We start from the raw sequence: 17,901 nt of genomic DNA, 5'->3' as shown, positions 1-17,901 counted from the left end.
GGCATGTCGAGTGGAGAGCCTGCCGGGGCCGTGGTCGATGCGACGGATGCGCGGCTGTTGTTGGAACTGGTCGCCAATCCGCGCGCCACCGGAGTGGAACTGGCCACTCGGCTGGGGTTGTCGCGCAACACCGTCCAGGCCCGGCTGGCGCGCTGGGAGGCCGGCGGGGTGCTGGGCAGTTTCGAGCGCCGCGTCGACCCGCGCGCCCTCGGCTATCCGCTGGCCGCGTTCGTCGCCGTCGTGGTCGATCAGCACACCCTGGACTCGGTGGTCGACGAACTCGCCGAGGTGCCGGAGGTGACGGAGGTCTGCGGCATGACCGGGCCCACCGACCTGACCGTCCGGGTGGTCGCGCGCGACGCCGACGATCTCTACCGCATCGCCGGCCGCATCCTGAAGATCCCGGGCGTGGAACGCACCAACATGGCCCTGGTCATGCGTCAGCTCGTCGGCCCGCGCACCGCGCCCCTGCTGCGACGCACCTCGAGCCCGAACGGCGTCGCGCCCCGCTGAATTCAGGCCAGTTTCGCGCGATTGGCTCGTGACCGGCCTGCTTTCGTTGGCGACGATGACGCGGTGACTGCCACCGCCGAACCCGAATCGTCCGTCTCCGCCGCGCCCGAGGTCGGGCCACTGCATCCCGTGGGCGCCGGTGTGGTCGCGACCCTGGTGGGGTTCACCAGTTCGTTCGCGGTGGTGCTGGCGGGATTGTCGAAGATGGGGGCCACGCCCGCGCAGGCGGCCTCCGGGCTGCTCGCGGTGTGTGTCACGCAGGGCCTCGGAATCCTGGTGCTGAGCCGGCGCTATCGGATGCCGATCACGCTGGCCTGGTCGACGCCGGGCGCGGCGCTGCTGGTGAGTACCGGCGCGGTCGCGGGCGGCTGGCCCGCCGCGGTCGGAGCCTTCGTCGCGACCGGTGTGCTCGTCGTGCTGACCGGGTTCTGGGAGCGGCTGGGGCGGCTGATCGCGGCCATTCCCGTCGAGATCGCGCAGGCCATGCTCGCCGGTGTGCTGGTGCCGCTGTGCCTGGCGCCCGTGCACGCGCTGACCACCAGTCCGGCCGTGGTGATCCCGGTGCTGGTGGTGTGGCTGCTGCTGCAACGCTTGGCCCCGCGCTGGGCCGTGCCGGCGGCGTTCGCGGTCGCCGCGGTCGGGGCAGGTGTCGCCATCGCCGCCGGGCATCGGCCGCTCGCTGCCGCCGCGATGCTGCCGCACGTGGAATTCACTGTGCCGCAGTGGAGTTGGCAGGCGCTGGTCGGCGTGGCGATCCCGCTGTACATCGTCACCATGGCCGCGCAGAACATTCCCGGCACGGCGGTGATGAGTTCGTTCGGGTACCGGGTGCCGTGGCGGGCGGCGATGGGCACCACCGGGCTGGGGACCGTCGCCGGCGCGTTCGCCGGCGGGCACGCGATCAATCTCGCCGCCATCAGCGCCGCGCTGGCGGCTGCGCCCGCCGCGCACCCGGATCCGCGCCGGCGCTGGGTCGCCGCGTTCACCGTGGGGTGCTCGTACCTGGTGCTCGCGCCGCTGTCCGGCGCGCTGGTCACCCTCGTCGCCGCCGCGCCGAAGGGGGTGCTGGAGACCGTCGCGGGTCTCGCCCTGATCGCCACCGCGGCGACCGCGCTGCACGCGGCGCTGGGCGTGGCCGAGCACCGGACGGCCGCGGCCGTCACCTTCCTGGTCTCCGCCTCGGGGGTGGCGCTGCTGGGCATCGGCGCGGCGTTCTGGGCCCTGGCCGCCGGGCTGCTGGTGCGCTGGGTGCTGCGGCCGCCGCGCCCGGCCGCGTGAGTTCGACTCCCGGTGATGCGGACCCGGTCCGCCGGGGGTCGGCTGTCGTAGGGTGAGGGTGTTCGGTCCCGGTACAGATCTGACAGAGGAGCTGGCTTGACCGCGGTATTGATTTCGGCCGAAGACCTTCGAAAAGAACTGTCCGACAGCGAATCCCGGCTCCATCTGCTGGACGTGCGGTGGGCGCTGGGCGATCCGGACGGTCCGCAGCACTACCTGGACGGCCACATACCGGGCGCCGTGTTCGTCGATCTGGAGACCGAGCTGGCCGATCCGCCCTCGCCGGCCCGCGGCCGGCACCCGCTGCCGGAGCTGGCGCATCTGCAGAAGTGCGCGCGCAGCTGGGGCCTGCGCACGGGCGAGCCGGTGGTGGTCTACGACGCCACGGGCGGTCTGGCGGCCGCGCGCGCCTGGTGGCTGCTGCGCTGGGCCGGGGTGGCGGACGTGCGCATCCTCGACGGCGGCCTGCCCGCCTGGGAGCGGGCCGGCGGCGACCTCGCCACCGGCGGCGAGCCCGACCCCGCGCCCGGCGATGTCGTGCTCACCCCGAACAACATGCCGGTCACCGATGCCGACGGCGTGGCGGGCTGGACGGGCCGGTTGCTCGATGCCCGCGCCGGCGAGCGCTACCGCGGCGAGACCGAGCCGGTCGATCCCCGCGCCGGGCACATCCCGGGCGCCCGCAGCGCGCCGACCGCCGAGAACCTCACGGCCGACGGCACTTTCCGCACGCCCGAGGAGTTGCGGGCGCGGTTCGACGCCCTCGGCTCCGGCGACGTGGCGGTCTACTGCGGCTCCGGCGTGACGGCCGCGCACGAGATCGCGGCGCTGGCCGTCGCGGGCATCGACGCGACGCTCTACCCGGGCTCCTGGTCGCAGTGGTCCAACGACCCCAAGCGGCCCGTCGCCACGGAGTGACCGGCCGCGCGCGGTAGCACGTCGCGACCTGCGCGGCACCTGATCACGCCGAGCGGCCGGATCGTTGGCGTTCACGGGCACCCCCGGGCGACGTTGTCCAGCGCCTTGCGATCCGCGACGGTGATCGGCAAGTCGTATCGCGTTGCGGCGCTGAGGTATTTGCCGGCGTAGAAGCAGCGGTAGGCGCGGGCGGGCGGCAGCCACTCGGCGGGGGTGCGGTCGCCCTTGTCCTCGTTGGTGGGACCGTCGACCGCCAGCAGGTTGAAGTCGATGTCGTTGGCGAATCGAAGGCGTTGCGGCAGCGGCCAATTCGCCGCGCCCATATCCCAGGCGGCGGCCAGGGGATAGACGTGGTCGATCTGCACCGCCCGCGCCCGCGTCTTGTCGAAGTCGATGCGCTTACCCGTGTACGGGTCCTGGAGGACACCGGCCACCACGACGCAGTCGCGACTGCCGGGCCGGTGCCGCACCGCGCTCAACTGCCTGGTGAGCACCGCGTTGCGGGAATCGCAGCCGTCCCGCCCGCCGGGGCCGTCGTGATCGTCGGACCAGGCCGGGCCGAAGACGCACCCCTCACCCGCGCGGCAGCCGCGTTGATATCCGCCCGGGTGCGTCCGCCGTTCGACCACCCGCACCGCCGTGAGCAGCTCGCCCAACCGGGCCCGAGTGGGACTGCCCGGCGCGGGCGGTTCGCCGGTGATCAAGGAGCAGCCCGCGAGCACCGCCACCACGGCCAGTGCCGCTGTTCCCCCTATGCCGCGCCCTCCCCGTCGCATGCGTTCAGGTCTACACCCGACCACCGACACATCCGGGGAGCGCGGCTACAACCAGGCCCTCGCCAGCAGGTCGTCGGCGGGGAGTTCGGCGGATTGCGGCGGGAAACGGGTGGCGGCAAGGGATTCCACCCGCGCGCCGTCGTGGCCGATCAGCCACGACCCGCCGCGCTCCTCGCATTCGGCGATCTTGGCGAACGTGGTGAGCAGGAAGGTGATCGCGTCCCGCGGATCGGTCGTGCGGGCCAGCCGCTGCGACTCGCCGGGCCGCGACAGGTCCAGCCACACCCCGGACTGCCCGTCCAGGCGCATGCCCACGATGCGCGACGTGTCGACGAAGGTGAATTTGCGCCGCTCCCACGGCGTCGTCGGCGTGAAGCTCTGCTCGAGTACCTGGAGCAGAATCGTCATGTCACTGCCCTCCTCGTGCGCCGCCCAGGGGCCCGGTGGTGCGCGCCGGTGCGGGTACCGGACCGTGGGTGTGTGCGCGAGTGCGATCGGTTGTGTCGCTGTGACCAGCGGATATTCCAGTATGTTCCGAATCGGTCGGGATTGGTAGGGGCCACGGCCGACCGGTCGTGTGCGACGCCGTGCCACCGTGTCGGTGGCGGCTGATTGGATGGACGGATGCTGCACGGGTTGTGGACGCCGGGATCGGGGTTGGTGCTGTGGCGCCACCCCGAGTCCGGCGCGCCCGAGGCGGCCCTGCCCGATCCGCTCGGCGGCATCGTCGCGAGGTCCCGGTTCCGGCACCGCGCGCAGGTGCTGGTGGACGGCCCGGCCGGTCCCGCGCCCACCGAGGTGCGCGCGCACGCGCTCGTCCCGCAGACGGCCGCGCAGGTGCTGCTGCAACAGTTGCCGCCGACCGCGGTGGCCGCCGACCTGCGCTTCCTCGCGCACGTGGCGCACGGTGTGGACCGCTGGATCCGGGCCGGCCGGGTGGTGCCCGAGCTGCGTCGCGAGGACGGCGCGTGGTGGGTCCGGTGGCGGCTGGTCGGCGGGCAGCGGCAGCGCGCCTGGCTGGCCGAACTCGCGGCCGCCATGCCGCCCGCGCTGCGCGTCGCCGGCCGCCCCGCCGCGGTGCTGGAGAACATGATCGCCGAACTGGCCGACCCGTTGGCGCGGTCGCACGTCGGTCCCTCGCGGTACACGCACCCGCTGCTGGCGGCGCTGGCCGCGGACACGCCGCTGGAGTCGGGTTCCCATCGCGTGGCGGCGGCCCTGGACGAGTGGCGGACCAGCCTCACCCTGGGCGAGCCGGAACTGGTGCTGCGCCTGCTGGAGCCCGAGGACGACCCGGAGACGGGCGCGGAGGGCTACGACGCGCTGTGGCGGCTCGAGGTGTGCCTGCGCGCGGAAGGCGAAGCGCCGCAACCGGTTCCGATCCAGGGCGACCCGGGCCGGTTGAAACTCGCGTCGGAGAAGGTGGCCGCGGCGCTGCAGGCCTACCCGATGCTGCGCGAACTCCCGCGCGACCCGGGCGGCCTGGACTTCCTGCTGCCGACCGCCGTGGTGCAGGACCTGGTGGCGCACGGCGCGCACGCCCTGCAGGCGGCCGGCGTGCAACTGCTGCTGCCCCGCGCCTGGCGCGTCGTCGCGCCGAGCATGCGACTGACCGTGCAGAGCCCGGCCGCCACGGAGACCGCCGTGGGCCTGAGCGGCCTGGTCTCGTACCGGTGGGAACTCGCTCTGGGGGACACGGTGCTCACCCCGGCGGAGATGGGGCGCCTGGTGCAGTCGAAGTCCGATCTGGTGCGGCTGCGCGGGCAGTGGGTGCAGGCCGACCACCGCGCTTTGGCCGCCGCCGCGGCCTATCTCGACGGCCGCACCTCCGAGGCCGTCGGCTCGCTGACCGACGTGCTCGGCCAGATCGCCGCGACGCAGGTCAAGGACGTGCCGATCGAACAGGTCCGCGCCACCGGCTGGGCGGCCGGTCTCCTGGAATCGACCCGCGCGGCCGAGACGGTCGAGCCGCCGGCCGGGTTAAAGGCCGAGCTGCGGCCGTACCAGCTGCGCGGCCTGTCGTGGCTGGCGACGATGAACCGCTACGGCTGCGGCGGCATCCTGGCCGACGATATGGGCCTGGGCAAGACCGTGCAGGTGCTCGCCCTGCTGCTGCACGAAAGGGAGACCGCCGCAAGGGATTCCACGCCCGGTCCCACGCTACTGGTCTGCCCGATGTCGGTGGTCGGCAACTGGCAGCGCGAGGCCGAGCGCTTCGCGCCGGAGCTGCGGGTGCTGGTGCACCACGGCGCGAATCGGCGTTCCGGCGCGGATTTCGATGCGGCCGTGTCGGATTCGGATCTGGTGATCACCACCTACGCGCTGCTGGCCCGCGATGTGGAGCAGCTGAAGCGCCGCACCTGGGAGCGCGTCGTGCTGGACGAGGCGCAGCACATCAAGAACGCCAACACCCGGCAGTCCCGCGCGGCTCGGCACCTCGCGGCGCGACAGCGGCTGGCGCTCACCGGAACCCCCGTGGAGAACCGCCTCGAAGAGCTGCGCTCCATCCTGGATTTCGCCGCCCCCGACCTGCTGGGCAAGGCTTCGCAGTTCCACGCCCGCTTCGCCGTGCCGATCGAGCGCGAGCACGACGAGAACGCGGTCTCCCGGCTGCGCACCGTGACCGCGCCGTTCGTGCTGCGCCGCGTCAAGACCGACCCGGCGGTGATCTCGGACCTGCCCGACAAGATCGAGATGACGGTGCGGGCCAACCTGACCGTGGAGCAGGCCGCGCTGTATCAGGCCGTGGTCGACGACATGGTGGCGAAACTGCGGCAGTCCAAGGACATTCAGCGCAAGGGCGTGGTGCTCGCGGCGCTGACCCGGCTCAAGCAGGTGTGCAACCACCCCGCGCACTTCCTCGGCGACGGTTCCGCCGTGCTGCGGCGCGGGCAGCACCGCTCCGGCAAGCTGGGGCTGGTGGAGGACGTGCTGGAATCGGTGCTCGCCGACGGGGAGAAGGCGCTGCTGTTCACCCAGTTCCGCGAGTTCGGCGAGCTGATCGAGCCGTATCTCACCGAGCGCTTCGGCACCCGGATCCCGTTCCTGCACGGCGGCGTGCCCAAGAAGCGGCGCGACGCCATGGTCGAGGGCTTCCAGGGCGCCGACGGCCCGCCGCTGATGCTGTTGTCGCTCAAGGCCGGCGGCACCGGATTGAATCTCACCGCCGCCAATCACGTGGTGCACCTGGACCGCTGGTGGAACCCGGCGGTGGAGAACCAGGCCACCGACCGCGCGTTTCGCATCGGGCAGCGCCGCGACGTGCAGGTGCGCAAGCTGGTCTGCGTCGACACCATCGAGGAACGCATCGACGACATGATCAGCGGCAAACAGGAATTGGCGAATCTGACCGTCGGCAGCGGCGAGAACTGGATCACCGAACTCGGCGACGACGAGATCCAGCGGCTGTTCGCCCTCGGCGCGGAGGCGGTGGGCGAGTGACCGACTACAGCCGGTACGGGAAGCGGCGGCCGGTGCGCGGCGGCGTCGAACCACGCAGCCGCCGGGGGTCTTTCGCGCGCACCTGGTGGGGGCGGTCGTTCATCGAGGCGGTCGAGCAGGTCGCCGACGCGGGCCGGCTCACCCGCGGCCGCACCTACGCCCGCTCGGGGCAGGTGGTGACCTACCACATCGAATCGGGTGCGGTGACCGCGGAGGTGCAGGGCAGCCAGCCGCGCCCGTTCACCTCGGTGTTGACGCTGCGCCGGTTGCGCGACGAACGGCTCGACGAACTGGTCGATCTGGTCCGCGACACACCCGGCATGCTGGTCCAGCTGGCCTCCGGCGCCCTGCCGAAAGAGCTGGGTCCGCTGCTGCTGCCCACCACGGCCGCCGAACTCGACTTCGGCTGCAGCTGCCCGGATTCCGGGTGGCCGTGCAAGCACGTCGCGGCGGTCTGCTACATCGTCGCCGAGCGTCTGGACGCCGAGCCGTCGATCATGCTCACCCTGCGCGGCCTGGACCTCGACACGCTGATCAGCGGCGTCCAGGACGACGGCGGCGGCACGGTCTCCGACGACCTGTACGGCGAGAACATCACGCTGCCCGGCCTCCCGGAGCCGGAGTTCCGGCCCGCGCTGGACGATCTGGACCCCGTCCCGCTGCGCCGGGCATTGCGGATGACCTGCGAGGACGAGCGGACCGCCGAGACCGGTCTGCGGGAATTGCGGGAGCGCTACCGGGAATTGCTGAGGCAGCCGGTATGACGGATGCCTACGCCGCCCTCCGCGACGACCTCGATGCCGAGGTCCCGGTGCGGCGTCCGGTGCGCCGGGTGGTGTCGCTGGTGCCGTCGTTGACCGAGGCGATCGCGGTCACCTGCCCCGAGCTGCTGATCGCCGCCACCGAATGGTGCACGCACCCGGCGGATCTCGCGGTCGAGCGGGTACGCGGGACGAAGAACCCGAACGTGCGCCGCATCGTCGAGCTGGCCCCCGATCTGGTGGTGTGCAATCAGGAGGAGAACCGGCGGCTCGACGTCGACCGCCTGCGCTCGGCCGGAATCCCGGTGTGGGTCACCAGGATCGAGACCGTCGACGAGGCGTTCACGGCACTGTCCCGGCTGTTCGAGCAGGCACTCGGCGTCGACTCGCCGGACTGGTTGCGCGCCGCCGAGCGGGCGTGGTCCGAACCCGCGCCGGAACCCCCGCGCGCCGCGGTGATTCCGGTGTGGCGCGACCCGTGGATGGTGGTCGGGCGGGACACGTTCACCGGTGACCTGGCGCGCCGCCTCGGACTGCGCCTGGTACACGCCACCCGCCCCGAACGCTATCCCACGCTGGACCTTCCCGAACTGACCGCCGGCGTCGAACTGGCGGTGCTGCCCGACGAGCCCTACGTGTTCACCGAAACCGATGGGCCCGAGGCCTTTCCGGGCATCCCGGTGGCGCTGGTCTCGGGCCGCAGCCTGACCTGGTACGGCCCGTCGCTGGTCACCGCGCGGGCCGAGCTGACCGCTCAGCTGGCCCGGGCGTCCGGCTCCGGGGACCGCTCGAAGCGGTAGTCGCCGAGGTCGAAATGCGCGGCGCGCCAAGCCGCTTCGACGGTGCTCATCGGACGCAGCGGCACGTCGCCGTTCTTGTCGAAGTAGTAGCTGTTGGCGAGCGTGCAGCTGTCCTGCCAGAACACCTGTCCGGCACGGCGATCCAGCATTTCGCGGAAGTAGCGCGCGTTGGCCTCGGGCGTGACCTCGACGCGCGTGGCCCGCTCGCGGCGAGCGTGGCGCAGCAGCCGCAGGATGTGGTGGGTCTGCATCTCGATGAGCGTGAAATACGACGCACCGTTGTACCCGTAGGGCCCGATGACGGAGAAGAAGTTCGGGAAGCCGGGCACGCTCACGCCCTCGTAGGCCTGCAGGCGGTGCTCGTCCCACCACTTCTCCAGATCCAGGCCGCCGACCCCGCGCAGCGGGAAGGTCGGCATGTTCCCCGATTCCATCACCTTGAACCCGGTGGCCAGGATCAGCACGTCCGCGGCGTGCTCGGTGCCGGACGCCGTGCGCACGCCGGTGGCGGTGACCTCGGCGATCGGGTCGGTCTCCAGCACTACATCGGCGCGGTTGAACGTGGCCAGATAGTCGTTGGAGAAGCCGGGACGCTTGCAACCCAGCGCGTAGCGCGGCGTGAGCTTGTCCCGGATGGCGGGATCGCGCACCTGCTTGCGCAGATGTGCCCGGCCGCTGCGCTCGCCGAGCTTGGCCAGCGGCAGCGTCGAATAGTAGTGCGCCGAGAGCGGGAAGGTCAGCTCGACGAACGCCTGGCTGGCCAGCCGCGTCAGCGCGTGTCCGCCGGGCAGGTGCCGCAGCGCCCAGCGCAGCGGTGTCGACAGGGTCGCGTCCGGCCGCGGCAGGCACCAGATCGGCGTGCGCTGGAAGACGATCAGCCGCTCCACCTCCGGCGCGATCGTCGGAATCACCTGCACCGCAGAGGCTCCCGTGCCGATGATCGCGACGCGCTTGCCGCGCAGGTCCTGCGCGTGGTCCCAGCGCGAGGTGTGCATGGTGATCCCGGCGAACGACGACACGCCGGGAATGTCCGGCAGTTTCGGCCGGGTGAGCACGCCGGTGGCGGCGATGACGTAGCGGGCGGTGAGTTCGTCGCCCGCGTCGGTGCGCAGCACCCACCGGTCGCGGCCCGCGTCGAACGCCGCCTCGGAGATGGTGGTGCGGAAGCGAATTCGCGAGCGCAGCCGGTACTTGTCGGTGCAGTACTCGGCGTAGGCCTTCAGCTCGCGTCCGGGCGCGTAGACCCGCGACCAGTCCGCGCTCTGCTCGAACGAGTACTGGTAGCTGAACGACGGAATGTCCACCGCGATACCGGGATAGGTGTTCCAGTGCCAGGTCCCGCCCACGCCGTCGGCCTCGTCGACGAGCAGGAAGTCCTCGAATCCCGCCTCGCGCAACTTGATCGCCGCGCCGATGCCGGAGAAGCCCGCGCCGACCACGATCACCTCGTGGTCCACGGCCGACCGCGCTGTCTGCTCGCTCATAAAACCTCCTGGGCGAAGACCGACCCCGGCAACTGGTGTCGGCCGCCATCACTGCCCGTCACGCTACCCGGGCGGCGGCCCGCGGTGGGCCGGGTTCGCCGAGCGAATCAGGTCAGCAGTTCGGCGTCGATCGCGTACACCCGCTGAGCGTTGCCGCGGAAGACCTGGTCGAGTTCGACCGCGCCGCCGCCGTGGTCGCCGAGCACGTCGACCACCACCCGGGCGCTGTTGCCGACACTGGTGATCGGCTTGTCCACCGGGTAGTCCGAACCCCAGATCAGCCGCTGCGCGCCGAAGACGTCGAAGGCGTGGTGCAGCAGCGGCGCGGCGCGGTCCAGCAGTTGCGGAACGGGTGTCGGGTTGCCCCGCACCGGGACCGGATGGCCGAGGATGGGCATGGCCAGCCCGCTCACCTTGGCCACCACGTTCGGATGCGTGGCGAGGGTGGCGATGTCGTCGCGCCACCGCACGAACAGTTCGCGCCGCAGGCCGGGGTTGACGCCGGTGTGCTTGCCGACCGGGCCGAAGATCCCGGCCGGCGTGCCCAGGTGGTCCAGCACGATGGTCACCTCGGGATAGCGCCGCGCCAGCGCGGTCACCTCCGGCAGCTGATGCGAGTACACCCACGCGTCGAAGGTCAGGCCGCGTTCGGCCAGCACCGCGAAACCGTCGAGGAACGCCTTGGTGGTCAGCGCGCCCGGCGCGGCGCAGAACGAGCGCACGCTCGGGTCGGGATGATGCGCCACCATCGTCCGGATGCCGCGGAACAGCGACGACGCCGACTGGTGCGAGTCGATCAGCGCGGCGAAATCCTCGGCCGCGGGATCGCCGCTGCCGACGATCGCGCCCAGCGCGGGCGTGTCGACGCCGAAGGGCAGGCTCGCCACCCACCGCGTCTCGTCCGCCTTCGCCGCCGGCGCCTTGCCGGCCCATTCGACCTCCACGTGCACCAGCGCCTCGACCGGAACCTCGGCCAGATCGGCGCGGTAGTCGGCGGGCAGGTAGGGACGCACGTAGATGTCCGGGTCGCCGACGAACTCGCGGTCGCGCCGCGGCGCCAGGCGGGCCGCGACGTCGATCGAGAACGGGGCGTAGCGGAACACCTTGGCCAGCAGGCTGAAATCCCGCGGCGTCGTCAGCGGGTCCCACTGATGGACGTGCGCGTCCACGACGCTGATACCCGCCAGGTCCATATCGCCCCTTTCGCCTTCGCTACCCGTGCGACCAGGCGATTGTCACACGCGGCGACCGGCGATCGCGGGAGATCGCCGGGTTTCACACGTTGCGGCGATACTGCCCGCCCACGGTGAAGAACGCGTCGGTGACCTGCTGCAGCGTGCACACCCGGGCGGCGTCCATCAGGACCTCGAAGACGTTGTCGTCGCCGCGCGCGGCGGCCTCCAGCCGGGCCAGCGCGGCGTGCGCCTCGTCGCGGTGGCGGTCCTGGAAGTCGCGGGTGCGCCGCAGCTGCGACTGCTTCTCCTGCTCGGTGCCGCGCGCCAGCTCCAGCACCTGCTGCTGCTCGCCGTGCGGGTTACGGAAGGTGTTGACGCCGATGATCGGCAGGCTGCCGTCGTGCTTGCGGTGCTCGTAGAGCATCGACTCGTCCTGGATGCGGCCGCGCTGGTAGCCGGTCTCCATGGCGCCCAGCACGCCGCCGCGCTCGCTGATCCGCTCGAACTCGGTCAGCACGGCCTCCTCGACGAGGTCGGTGAGTTCGTCGATGATGAAGCTGCCCTGCAGCGGGTTCTCGTTCATCGCCAGACCCCACTCCTTGTTGATGATCAACTGGATGGCCAGGGCCCGGCGCACCGACTCCTCGGTCGGGGTGGTGACGGCCTCGTCGTAGGCGTTGGTGTGCAGGCTGTTGCAGTTGTCGTAGAGGGCGATCAGCGCCTGCAGCGTGGTGCGAATGTCGTTGAAGCTCATCTCCTGTGCGTGCAGCGACCGCCCGGAGGTCTGCACGTGGTACTTCAGCTTCTGCGAGCGCTCGTTGGCGCCGTACTTGTCGCGCATGGCGACCGCCCAGATGCGCCGCGCGACCCGGCCGATCACCGAGTACTCCGGGTCCATGCCGTTGGAGAAGAAGAACGACAGGTTGGGCGCGAAGTCGTCGATGTGCATGCCGCGCGCGAGATACGCCTCCACGTAGGTGAATCCGTTGGAGAGGGTGAAGGCGAGCTGGCTGATCGGGTTCGCCCCGGCCTCGGCGATGTGGTAGCCGGAGATCGACACCGAGTAGAAGTTGCGAACGCTGTTGCGCACGAACCACTCCTGGATGTCGGCCATCATGCGCAGGCTGAACTCGGTGGAGAAGATGCAGGTGTTCTGGCCCTGGTCCTCCTTGAGGATGTCGGCCTGCACGGTGCCGCGCACGGTCGCCAGTGCCCGCGCGCGGATCTCGGCCGCCTCCTCCGAATTCGGCTCGCGCCCTTCGGTTTCGGTGAAACTCTCCAGCGCGCGGTCGATCGCGGTGTTGAGGAAGAAGGCGAGGATGGTCGGCGCGGGGCCGTTGATCGTCATCGACACCGACGTGGTGGGCGCGGTCAGGTCGAAGCCGTCGTAGAGCGCCTTCATGTCGTCGAGGGTGGCGATCGAGACGCCGGAGGTGCCGACCTTGCCGTAGATGTCGGGGCGCTCGGCCGGGTCGTGGCCGTAGAGGGTCACCGAATCGAAGGCGGTGGACAGGCGTTTCGCGTCCGAGTGCTCCGAGAGCACCTTGAATCGGCGGTTGGTGCGGAACGGGTCGCCCTCGCCGGCGAACATGCGCGCCGGATCCTCGTTGTCGCGCTTGAACGGGAAAACGCCTGCCGTGAACGGGAATCGGCCGGGCAGGTGCTCGGAACGCAGAAAGCGCAGCAGCTCACCGTGATCGGTGAAGCGGGGCAGGGCGACGCGCGGAATCGAACTGCCGGACAGCGAGGTTCGGCGCAGCGTGGTGCGCAGCTCGCGGTCGCGGATCTGCACCACCTGCTCCTCGCCGCGGTACGACTCGGCGAGTGCGGGCCATTCGGCAAGCAGCGCGGCGTTTTCGGGAGTCAGCTCGGTGCGGGCTTGTTCCAGGAGCGCGGCGACGGCCGACTGCGCCTCCGTCATTCCGGAGGGCGTGTCGGCGGCGGCCAGCTCGCCGAGGACCTGCTCCAAACGCTGAACCCGTTGCGCGGCAGCGACTTGCCGCAGCGTGTCGGCGTGGTAGTCCCGGACAGTCTCGGCGATCTCGGCCAGGTAGCGCACCCGCGACGGCGGGATGATCTGCGCGAAGCGGGTGGAGGCCTTGGTGTTCACGCGCGGCAGGGCGCCGGGCTCCAGAGGCAGGCCCAGTTCGTTGAGCCGGCCGGCCAAGTGCTGGTACAGCGCGGTCACGCCGTCGTCGTTGAACGTGGCCGCGCTGGTGCCGAAGACGGGCATGTCGTCGGGGGAAGAGCCGAACGCCTCGCGGTTGCGGACCAGCTGGCGGGACACGTCGCGCAGCGCGTCGGCGGCGCCGCGGCGCTCGAACTTGTTGATCGCCACCACGTCCGCGTAGTCGAGCATGTCGATCTTCTCGAGTTGCGAGGCCGCGCCGAACTCCGGCGTCATCACATACATCGACAGGTCGACGTGGTCGGTGATTGCCGCGTCGCCCTGGCCGATGCCCGGGGTCTCCAGGATCACCAGGTCGTATCCGGCGGCTTTGCAGGCCAGGATCATCGCGTCGACGTTGGTCGGCAGCTCGCGGCCGCCGCGGGTGGCCAGCGAGCGGAAGTAGATGTGGTCGCCGTCGAGGGCGTTCATCCGGATGCGGTCGCCCAGCAGCGCGCCGCCGCCGCGCCGCCGCGTCGGATCCACCGCGAGGATCGCCACGCGCAGCTTGTCCTGCTGGTCCGAGCGCAGCCGGCGCACGAGTTCGTCTGTCAGCGAGGACTTTCCGGAGCCGCCGGTACCGGTGATGCCGAGTACGGGCACGGTCCTGCTCGCCGCCGCGGCGGTGAGCGCGGCCAGGTCGGCGGCGGGGAGCGCGTCCTGCTGCAGGCAGGTGATCGCGCGCGCCAGCGCCCGCCGCTCGCCGGACAGCACGGCGTCGACCGGCGCGGGTTCCCGCGACAGGTCCACGTCGCAGTCGCGGACCAGCTCGTTGATCATGCCCGGCAGGCCCAGCCGCTGTCCGTCCTCGGGGGAGAAGATCCGCACGCCCGACTCGGCCAGCCGCTTGATCTCGTCGGCGACGATCACCCCGCCGCCGCCGCCGAAGATGCGCACGTGCCCGGCGCCGGCCTCGCGCAGCGCCGTCGCCAGGTACTCGAAGTACTCGACGTGCCCGCCCTGGTACGAGCTGACCGCGACGCCCTGCGCGTCCTCGGTGAGGACGGCGTCGACCACCTCGTGCACGGCCCGGTTGTGCCCGAGGTGGATCACCTCGGCGCCCTGTGACTGCAGGATTCGCCGCATGATGTTGATGGCCGCGTCGTGCCCGTCGAACAGGGCCGCCGAGGTCACGAAGCGCACGGGGTGCACGGGCGTGTGCAGAGTGGGGGTGTCGGGCATGGGATCCTCCGCCGGTGGCGACGATGTGCGGTGCGGGCTGTGCATGTTTTGGCGACAGATACTAGGACGTCAAACTAATTCTACGGTGAGCGCACTCACAACGCCAGGTGCGGTGCCCGGAAGTTTGCGGGCGTATTTCGGTTCAGCCTGACGAGAACCGGCGACTTCTGCCCGCACTCGAGCTGCCATGGACGTGCCCGGGTCGACCGGGCCCGTTCATCTGCACCGATCGAAAGACATGGCATGGGACCGATCCGGTACCGGCTGGCCGCCGCCGTCGCCGCGCTCGGCGTCTCGGCGATAGCGACACCGCCCGCGCACGCGGATCCCGTGCCGCTGCCCGGGTTGTTCGCGCTGTCGCCGGGCGTCTGCGCGAACGGCGCGGTCACCGGCAGTTTCTTCCGCATGATCCTGCCGACCGGCGACGCGGGCGGGCCGTACCTGCAGAACAGCGACTCCGGTTGCAGCGACCGCACGGTGACGCCGCTGGCGGCGGGCACCGACGGCGGCCTGATCGTCGGCGACTACCAGCCCCAGCCCGACGCGGCGTTCGACGCGTCCGGCAACGCCCGGTCCGGCCGGGTCACCACGCCGGTCCGCTTCTACGGCGTGGATTTCGCCACGGCCACCAATCCGACCGACCCGCAGACCGGCGCGGGCACCGCGCTGCCGGAGATCTTCGCCGACGGCGGACGCCTGTCGGGCGACCTGAGCAGCCTGGGCGTCACCTGGAACAACCAGGTGTTCAACCAGGGCGCGCCCAAACCCGGCGGCGGTCTGCCCGGCAAGACGAGCGCGGTCCGCGGAACCATCGACACCGCAGGCAATTTCGTCCTCGAGTGGACCAGCCAGATCGTCGGCGGCCCCTTCAACAACTTCACCGGCCTGTGGCATCTCGCGGGACAGTACCGGGGTGGCGGGCTACAGGCCGCAGCGGCTCCGGCACAACCCGCGGCTCCCCTCGGCGCACCACCCGCGGGTTCCGCGCCGCCGGGCGCACCCGCGGGTCCCGCGCCCGCCACTGCGCCGCCCGCGGGTTCGGGGGACACGCCTGCTCCCGGCGGTGCCCCGGCGGGCTCCGCGACGCCCGGGGCCCCCATCGCTGGGCCGCCTGCCGGGTCTGCTGCGGTGCCTGGGGTTTCCGCGGGTGCGCCGCCTGTCGGTTCTGCGCCGATTCCAGGGGCTCCTATCGCTGGGCCGCCTGACGGGTCTGCTCCGGTGCCTGGGGGTTCCCCGGGTGCGCCGCCTGCCGGATCGGTGCTCGGGGCTACCGGTGCACCACCCGCGCCTGGTGGTGCGGGTGCAGGGCAGTCTGGGGGTGGGGTGAATGGGGCTGTGGCGCAGGTGGGGTCGGGGCCCGAGGCGGCGTTGGCGGCGCGGGTCGGGGAGGTTCCGGGGCGGGAGCGGGAACCGGTGTGGGTGATTCCGTTGCTGGTCGTTCTTGCCGTGGTGGCGACCGGGGTGTTCTTCAGCGCCGATCGGCTCGTCGGGCGCGGGCGCTCATGACCTCCGCCGGGTTGCCCGCCTATGCGGACTATGTGTCCAGCGTCGAGGCGGCGCCTCCGGCTCGGGCGCGGTGGCCGTTCGCGGCGCTGGCGGTGATCGGCATCGTGCTGGTGCTGGCGCCGATCGTGACGGGCATGTTTCCGCGAACGGCCAAGGGCGCTGCCATGATTCACGGCTTCGCGCCGTATGTGACCGCGAGCGCGCTGGCCGATTACCGGTTGGATCTGGCGGCGCTCGACGATGCCCGCGCGAACGTGCTCGAGTTGCGGGCGCGCGGCGAGGAGCCGTTCGCCTCCGAGCGGATCGATCGGTTCGTGCGGGAGTACCCCGGAATCCGCTCGGATCTGGGCGGCACGATCGACACGATCGACCGGCACCGCGGCGACTACGACCGGTTGGCGGCGCTCCCGTCGTTCGACGTGCTGCCGTGGCTGCTCGCGCTGCCCGGCGTACTTCTCACGGCCGCAGGGATATTCGGCTTCCGGCGTGCCGCCGAGGGCCGGTCCGCGCCGGTGTGGCGTTCGGTGGCGGCGGTCGCGGGCCTGGTGCTCGTCGCGGTGCCGGTCGCGGGCGGACTGTTCGGCGCGGCCGGTGCCGGACAGCCGGTGATCGACGGATTCGGGCCCATCCTCACCCGCGCCGAAGTGCGTGAGGTACAAGGCTATTTCGTGACTTTGGTCGCGGCCGACGGGGAGCTGAACAGCCGCTACGTCCCGGCGGTGCGCGCCGCACACCCAGAAGCGGACCTGACCGGGATCGCCGCCCTCGAAACCCGTTGGCAGCCCATGACTTCCCGGTTCGCCGCACTCATCGGGGCAATGAACGACAACATCGACAACTTCGGCGCGGTGGCCGCGCTGAACGCGTCGACAAAACCATTGGGATTCACCGCGTTTCGCGCACTGGGCTGGTTTTACCTGGTGCCCGGGATCCTCGCGCTGGCCGCCGCGACGGCCGCGACAGGCAAGCGGCACAAGACGACCGGAGGCGACGGACGATGAGGGCACGCGTATACCTGAGTGCGGCACTGGTGACGGCGGCCGCGCTGCTGTCCGGCTGCTCCGGCGGTGATGATGCGGCGGCACCGGGCCCGGAACCGCTGATCGGACTGTTGCGCTTCACTCCGGGCGCGGTCAGCGGCGACACCGTGACCGGGACCTGGTTCCGCATGGTCCAGCCGGGCGGCACCGCGGAACAGGGACCGTACATGCCCAATGGCGACTCCCCGGCACAGGGCGGCTCGACCACGCTGCTCGCGCCGGGCACCGCGGGCGGACTGCGCACCGGCGGCTATCAGAGCGAGCCGAATCCCGGCTTCGACCACGGCAATTCGCTCGCGGCGTCGATCACCCGGCCGACCAAGTTCTTCGGCGTCGAATTCGGCACCTCCACCAATCCGACGGACCCGCAGACCCGGCGGCAGGTCCCGGCGCCCTCGGTGATCGCCGACGGCGGCAAGCTCACCGCCGACCTGTCGTCGTGGGCGGCGTCCTGGAACGACCAGGAATTCAACCAGGGCGCACCCAAACCGCCGGAGCAGCAGGGCGCCCAGGTGGCGGGTGCCGAGCAGGTGCAGAAGGTCTGGGACTGGGTGGCACACCAGTGGCTCAACCAGCCGAAATCCGATGCGCCCCAAGGGCCCTCGGCGACCGGCACCTACGACCCGAAGACCCGCGCCTTCACGTTGCAGTGGACCAGCCTGATCGTGGGCGGCCCGTTCAACGGATTCACCGGCGTCTGGCATCTCGAGGGCGTCTTCGAACCGGGCGCCGCCGCCCCGGAAACCCCGCCGACCCCGGCCAAATAAGCGATCCGACAAGGAGTTCGGCCCGATGACTTCCCGCACGACCACCCCGAAACCCTGGCTCGCCGGCGCCCTCCGCATCGTCGCCGCCGCGAC

Annotated in this window: 14 protein-coding genes; 9 read left to right on the top strand and 5 right to left on the bottom strand. The window is 71.4% G+C overall.

The features are described from left to right. Nucleotides 1–3 precede the first annotated feature (3 nt). From IU476_RS13240 to IU476_RS13230, 3 genes are all read left to right on the top strand, one after another. Entirely contained in the window at nucleotides 4–513 is a 510-nt protein-coding gene (locus IU476_RS13240; protein WP_195100008.1) for an Lrp/AsnC family transcriptional regulator, read from the top strand. Between the two features lie 63 nt (nucleotides 514–576). Further along, a complete protein-coding gene (locus tag IU476_RS13235; protein ID WP_195100006.1) occupies nucleotides 577–1,791 on the top strand; it encodes a benzoate/H(+) symporter BenE family transporter in 1,215 nt (404 codons plus the stop codon). 108 nt (nucleotides 1,792–1,899) lie between these two features. Continuing rightward, the gene (locus tag IU476_RS13230) at nucleotides 1,900–2,709 is read left to right on the top strand and encodes a sulfurtransferase (protein ID WP_438944018.1); all 810 of its coding nucleotides are present in this window, start codon (nucleotides 1,900–1,902) and stop codon (nucleotides 2,707–2,709) included. A 71-nt stretch (nucleotides 2,710–2,780) separates the two neighbouring features. Here IU476_RS13230 and IU476_RS13225 read toward each other — a convergent pair whose 3' ends face one another. Continuing rightward, nucleotides 2,781–3,485 carry an HNH endonuclease family protein gene (locus tag IU476_RS13225; protein WP_195100002.1) on the bottom strand — a complete coding sequence of 235 codons (705 nt, stop codon included), beginning with the start codon at nucleotides 3,483–3,485 and terminating at the stop codon, nucleotides 2,781–2,783. 45 nt (nucleotides 3,486–3,530) lie between these two features. Then, nucleotides 3,531–3,893, bottom strand: coding sequence for a hypothetical protein (locus tag IU476_RS13220; protein ID WP_195100000.1), 363 nt, complete (start codon nucleotides 3,891–3,893; stop codon nucleotides 3,531–3,533). A 216-nt stretch (nucleotides 3,894–4,109) separates the two neighbouring features. Between IU476_RS13220 and IU476_RS13215 the strand changes: the two genes are divergently transcribed. From IU476_RS13215 to IU476_RS13205, 3 genes are read left to right on the top strand one after another with little or no spacing between them, the layout of a single operon-like run. Next, nucleotides 4,110–6,926 (top strand): DEAD/DEAH box helicase, encoded by a 2,817-nt coding sequence (locus IU476_RS13215; protein ID WP_195099998.1) that lies wholly within the window; start codon nucleotides 4,110–4,112, stop codon nucleotides 6,924–6,926. Next, entirely contained in the window at nucleotides 6,923–7,690 is a 768-nt protein-coding gene (locus IU476_RS13210) for an SWIM zinc finger family protein (protein WP_195099996.1), read from the top strand. Before IU476_RS13215 ends, IU476_RS13210 begins: the two co-directional genes overlap by 4 nt. Then, nucleotides 7,687–8,487 (top strand): helical backbone metal receptor, encoded by an 801-nt coding sequence (locus tag IU476_RS13205; protein WP_195099994.1) that lies wholly within the window; start codon nucleotides 7,687–7,689, stop codon nucleotides 8,485–8,487. Before IU476_RS13210 ends, IU476_RS13205 begins: the two co-directional genes overlap by 4 nt. Here the strand turns inward: IU476_RS13205 and IU476_RS13200 are convergent. From IU476_RS13200 to icmF, 3 genes are all read right to left on the bottom strand, one after another. After that, complete coding sequence (locus IU476_RS13200) at nucleotides 8,442–9,971, bottom strand: flavin-containing monooxygenase (RefSeq protein WP_195099992.1); 1,530 nt, start codon at nucleotides 9,969–9,971, stop codon at nucleotides 8,442–8,444. The genes IU476_RS13205 and IU476_RS13200 overlap by 46 nt on opposite strands. Before the next feature lie 107 nt (nucleotides 9,972–10,078). After that, on the bottom strand, nucleotides 10,079–11,164 hold the full coding sequence (locus tag IU476_RS13195) for an amidohydrolase family protein (RefSeq protein ID WP_195099990.1): 1,086 nt from the start codon (nucleotides 11,162–11,164) through the stop codon (nucleotides 10,079–10,081). A gap of 82 nt (nucleotides 11,165–11,246) precedes the next feature. Further along, nucleotides 11,247–14,495, bottom strand: a complete 3,249-nt coding sequence (gene icmF / locus IU476_RS13190; protein WP_195099988.1) for a fused isobutyryl-CoA mutase/GTPase IcmF — start codon at nucleotides 14,493–14,495, stop codon at nucleotides 11,247–11,249. 243 nt (nucleotides 14,496–14,738) lie between these two features. Here icmF and IU476_RS36125 point away from each other — a divergent pair, with 243 nt between their 5' ends. The 3 genes from IU476_RS36125 to IU476_RS13175 are packed head-to-tail and all read left to right on the top strand — an operon-like array spanning nucleotide 14,739 to nucleotide 17,808. Continuing rightward, the gene (locus IU476_RS36125; RefSeq protein ID WP_228823645.1) at nucleotides 14,739–16,001 is read left to right on the top strand and encodes a hypothetical protein; all 1,263 of its coding nucleotides are present in this window, start codon (nucleotides 14,739–14,741) and stop codon (nucleotides 15,999–16,001) included. Beyond that, on the top strand, nucleotides 15,998–17,002 hold the full coding sequence (locus IU476_RS13180; RefSeq protein ID WP_195099986.1) for a hypothetical protein: 1,005 nt from the start codon (nucleotides 15,998–16,000) through the stop codon (nucleotides 17,000–17,002). The genes IU476_RS36125 and IU476_RS13180 overlap by 4 nt, the downstream gene beginning before the upstream one ends. Next, on the top strand, nucleotides 16,999–17,808 hold the full coding sequence (locus IU476_RS13175) for a hypothetical protein (protein ID WP_195099984.1): 810 nt from the start codon (nucleotides 16,999–17,001) through the stop codon (nucleotides 17,806–17,808). Before IU476_RS13180 ends, IU476_RS13175 begins: the two co-directional genes overlap by 4 nt. The last annotated feature ends 93 nt before the right edge of the window (nucleotides 17,809–17,901 follow it).

It is taken from the genome of Nocardia blacklockiae, assembly GCF_015477355.1.
Classification (GTDB): domain Bacteria; phylum Actinomycetota; class Actinomycetes; order Mycobacteriales; family Mycobacteriaceae; genus Nocardia; species Nocardia blacklockiae.
This window is presented reverse-complemented; position numbering and strand designations above follow the sequence as displayed.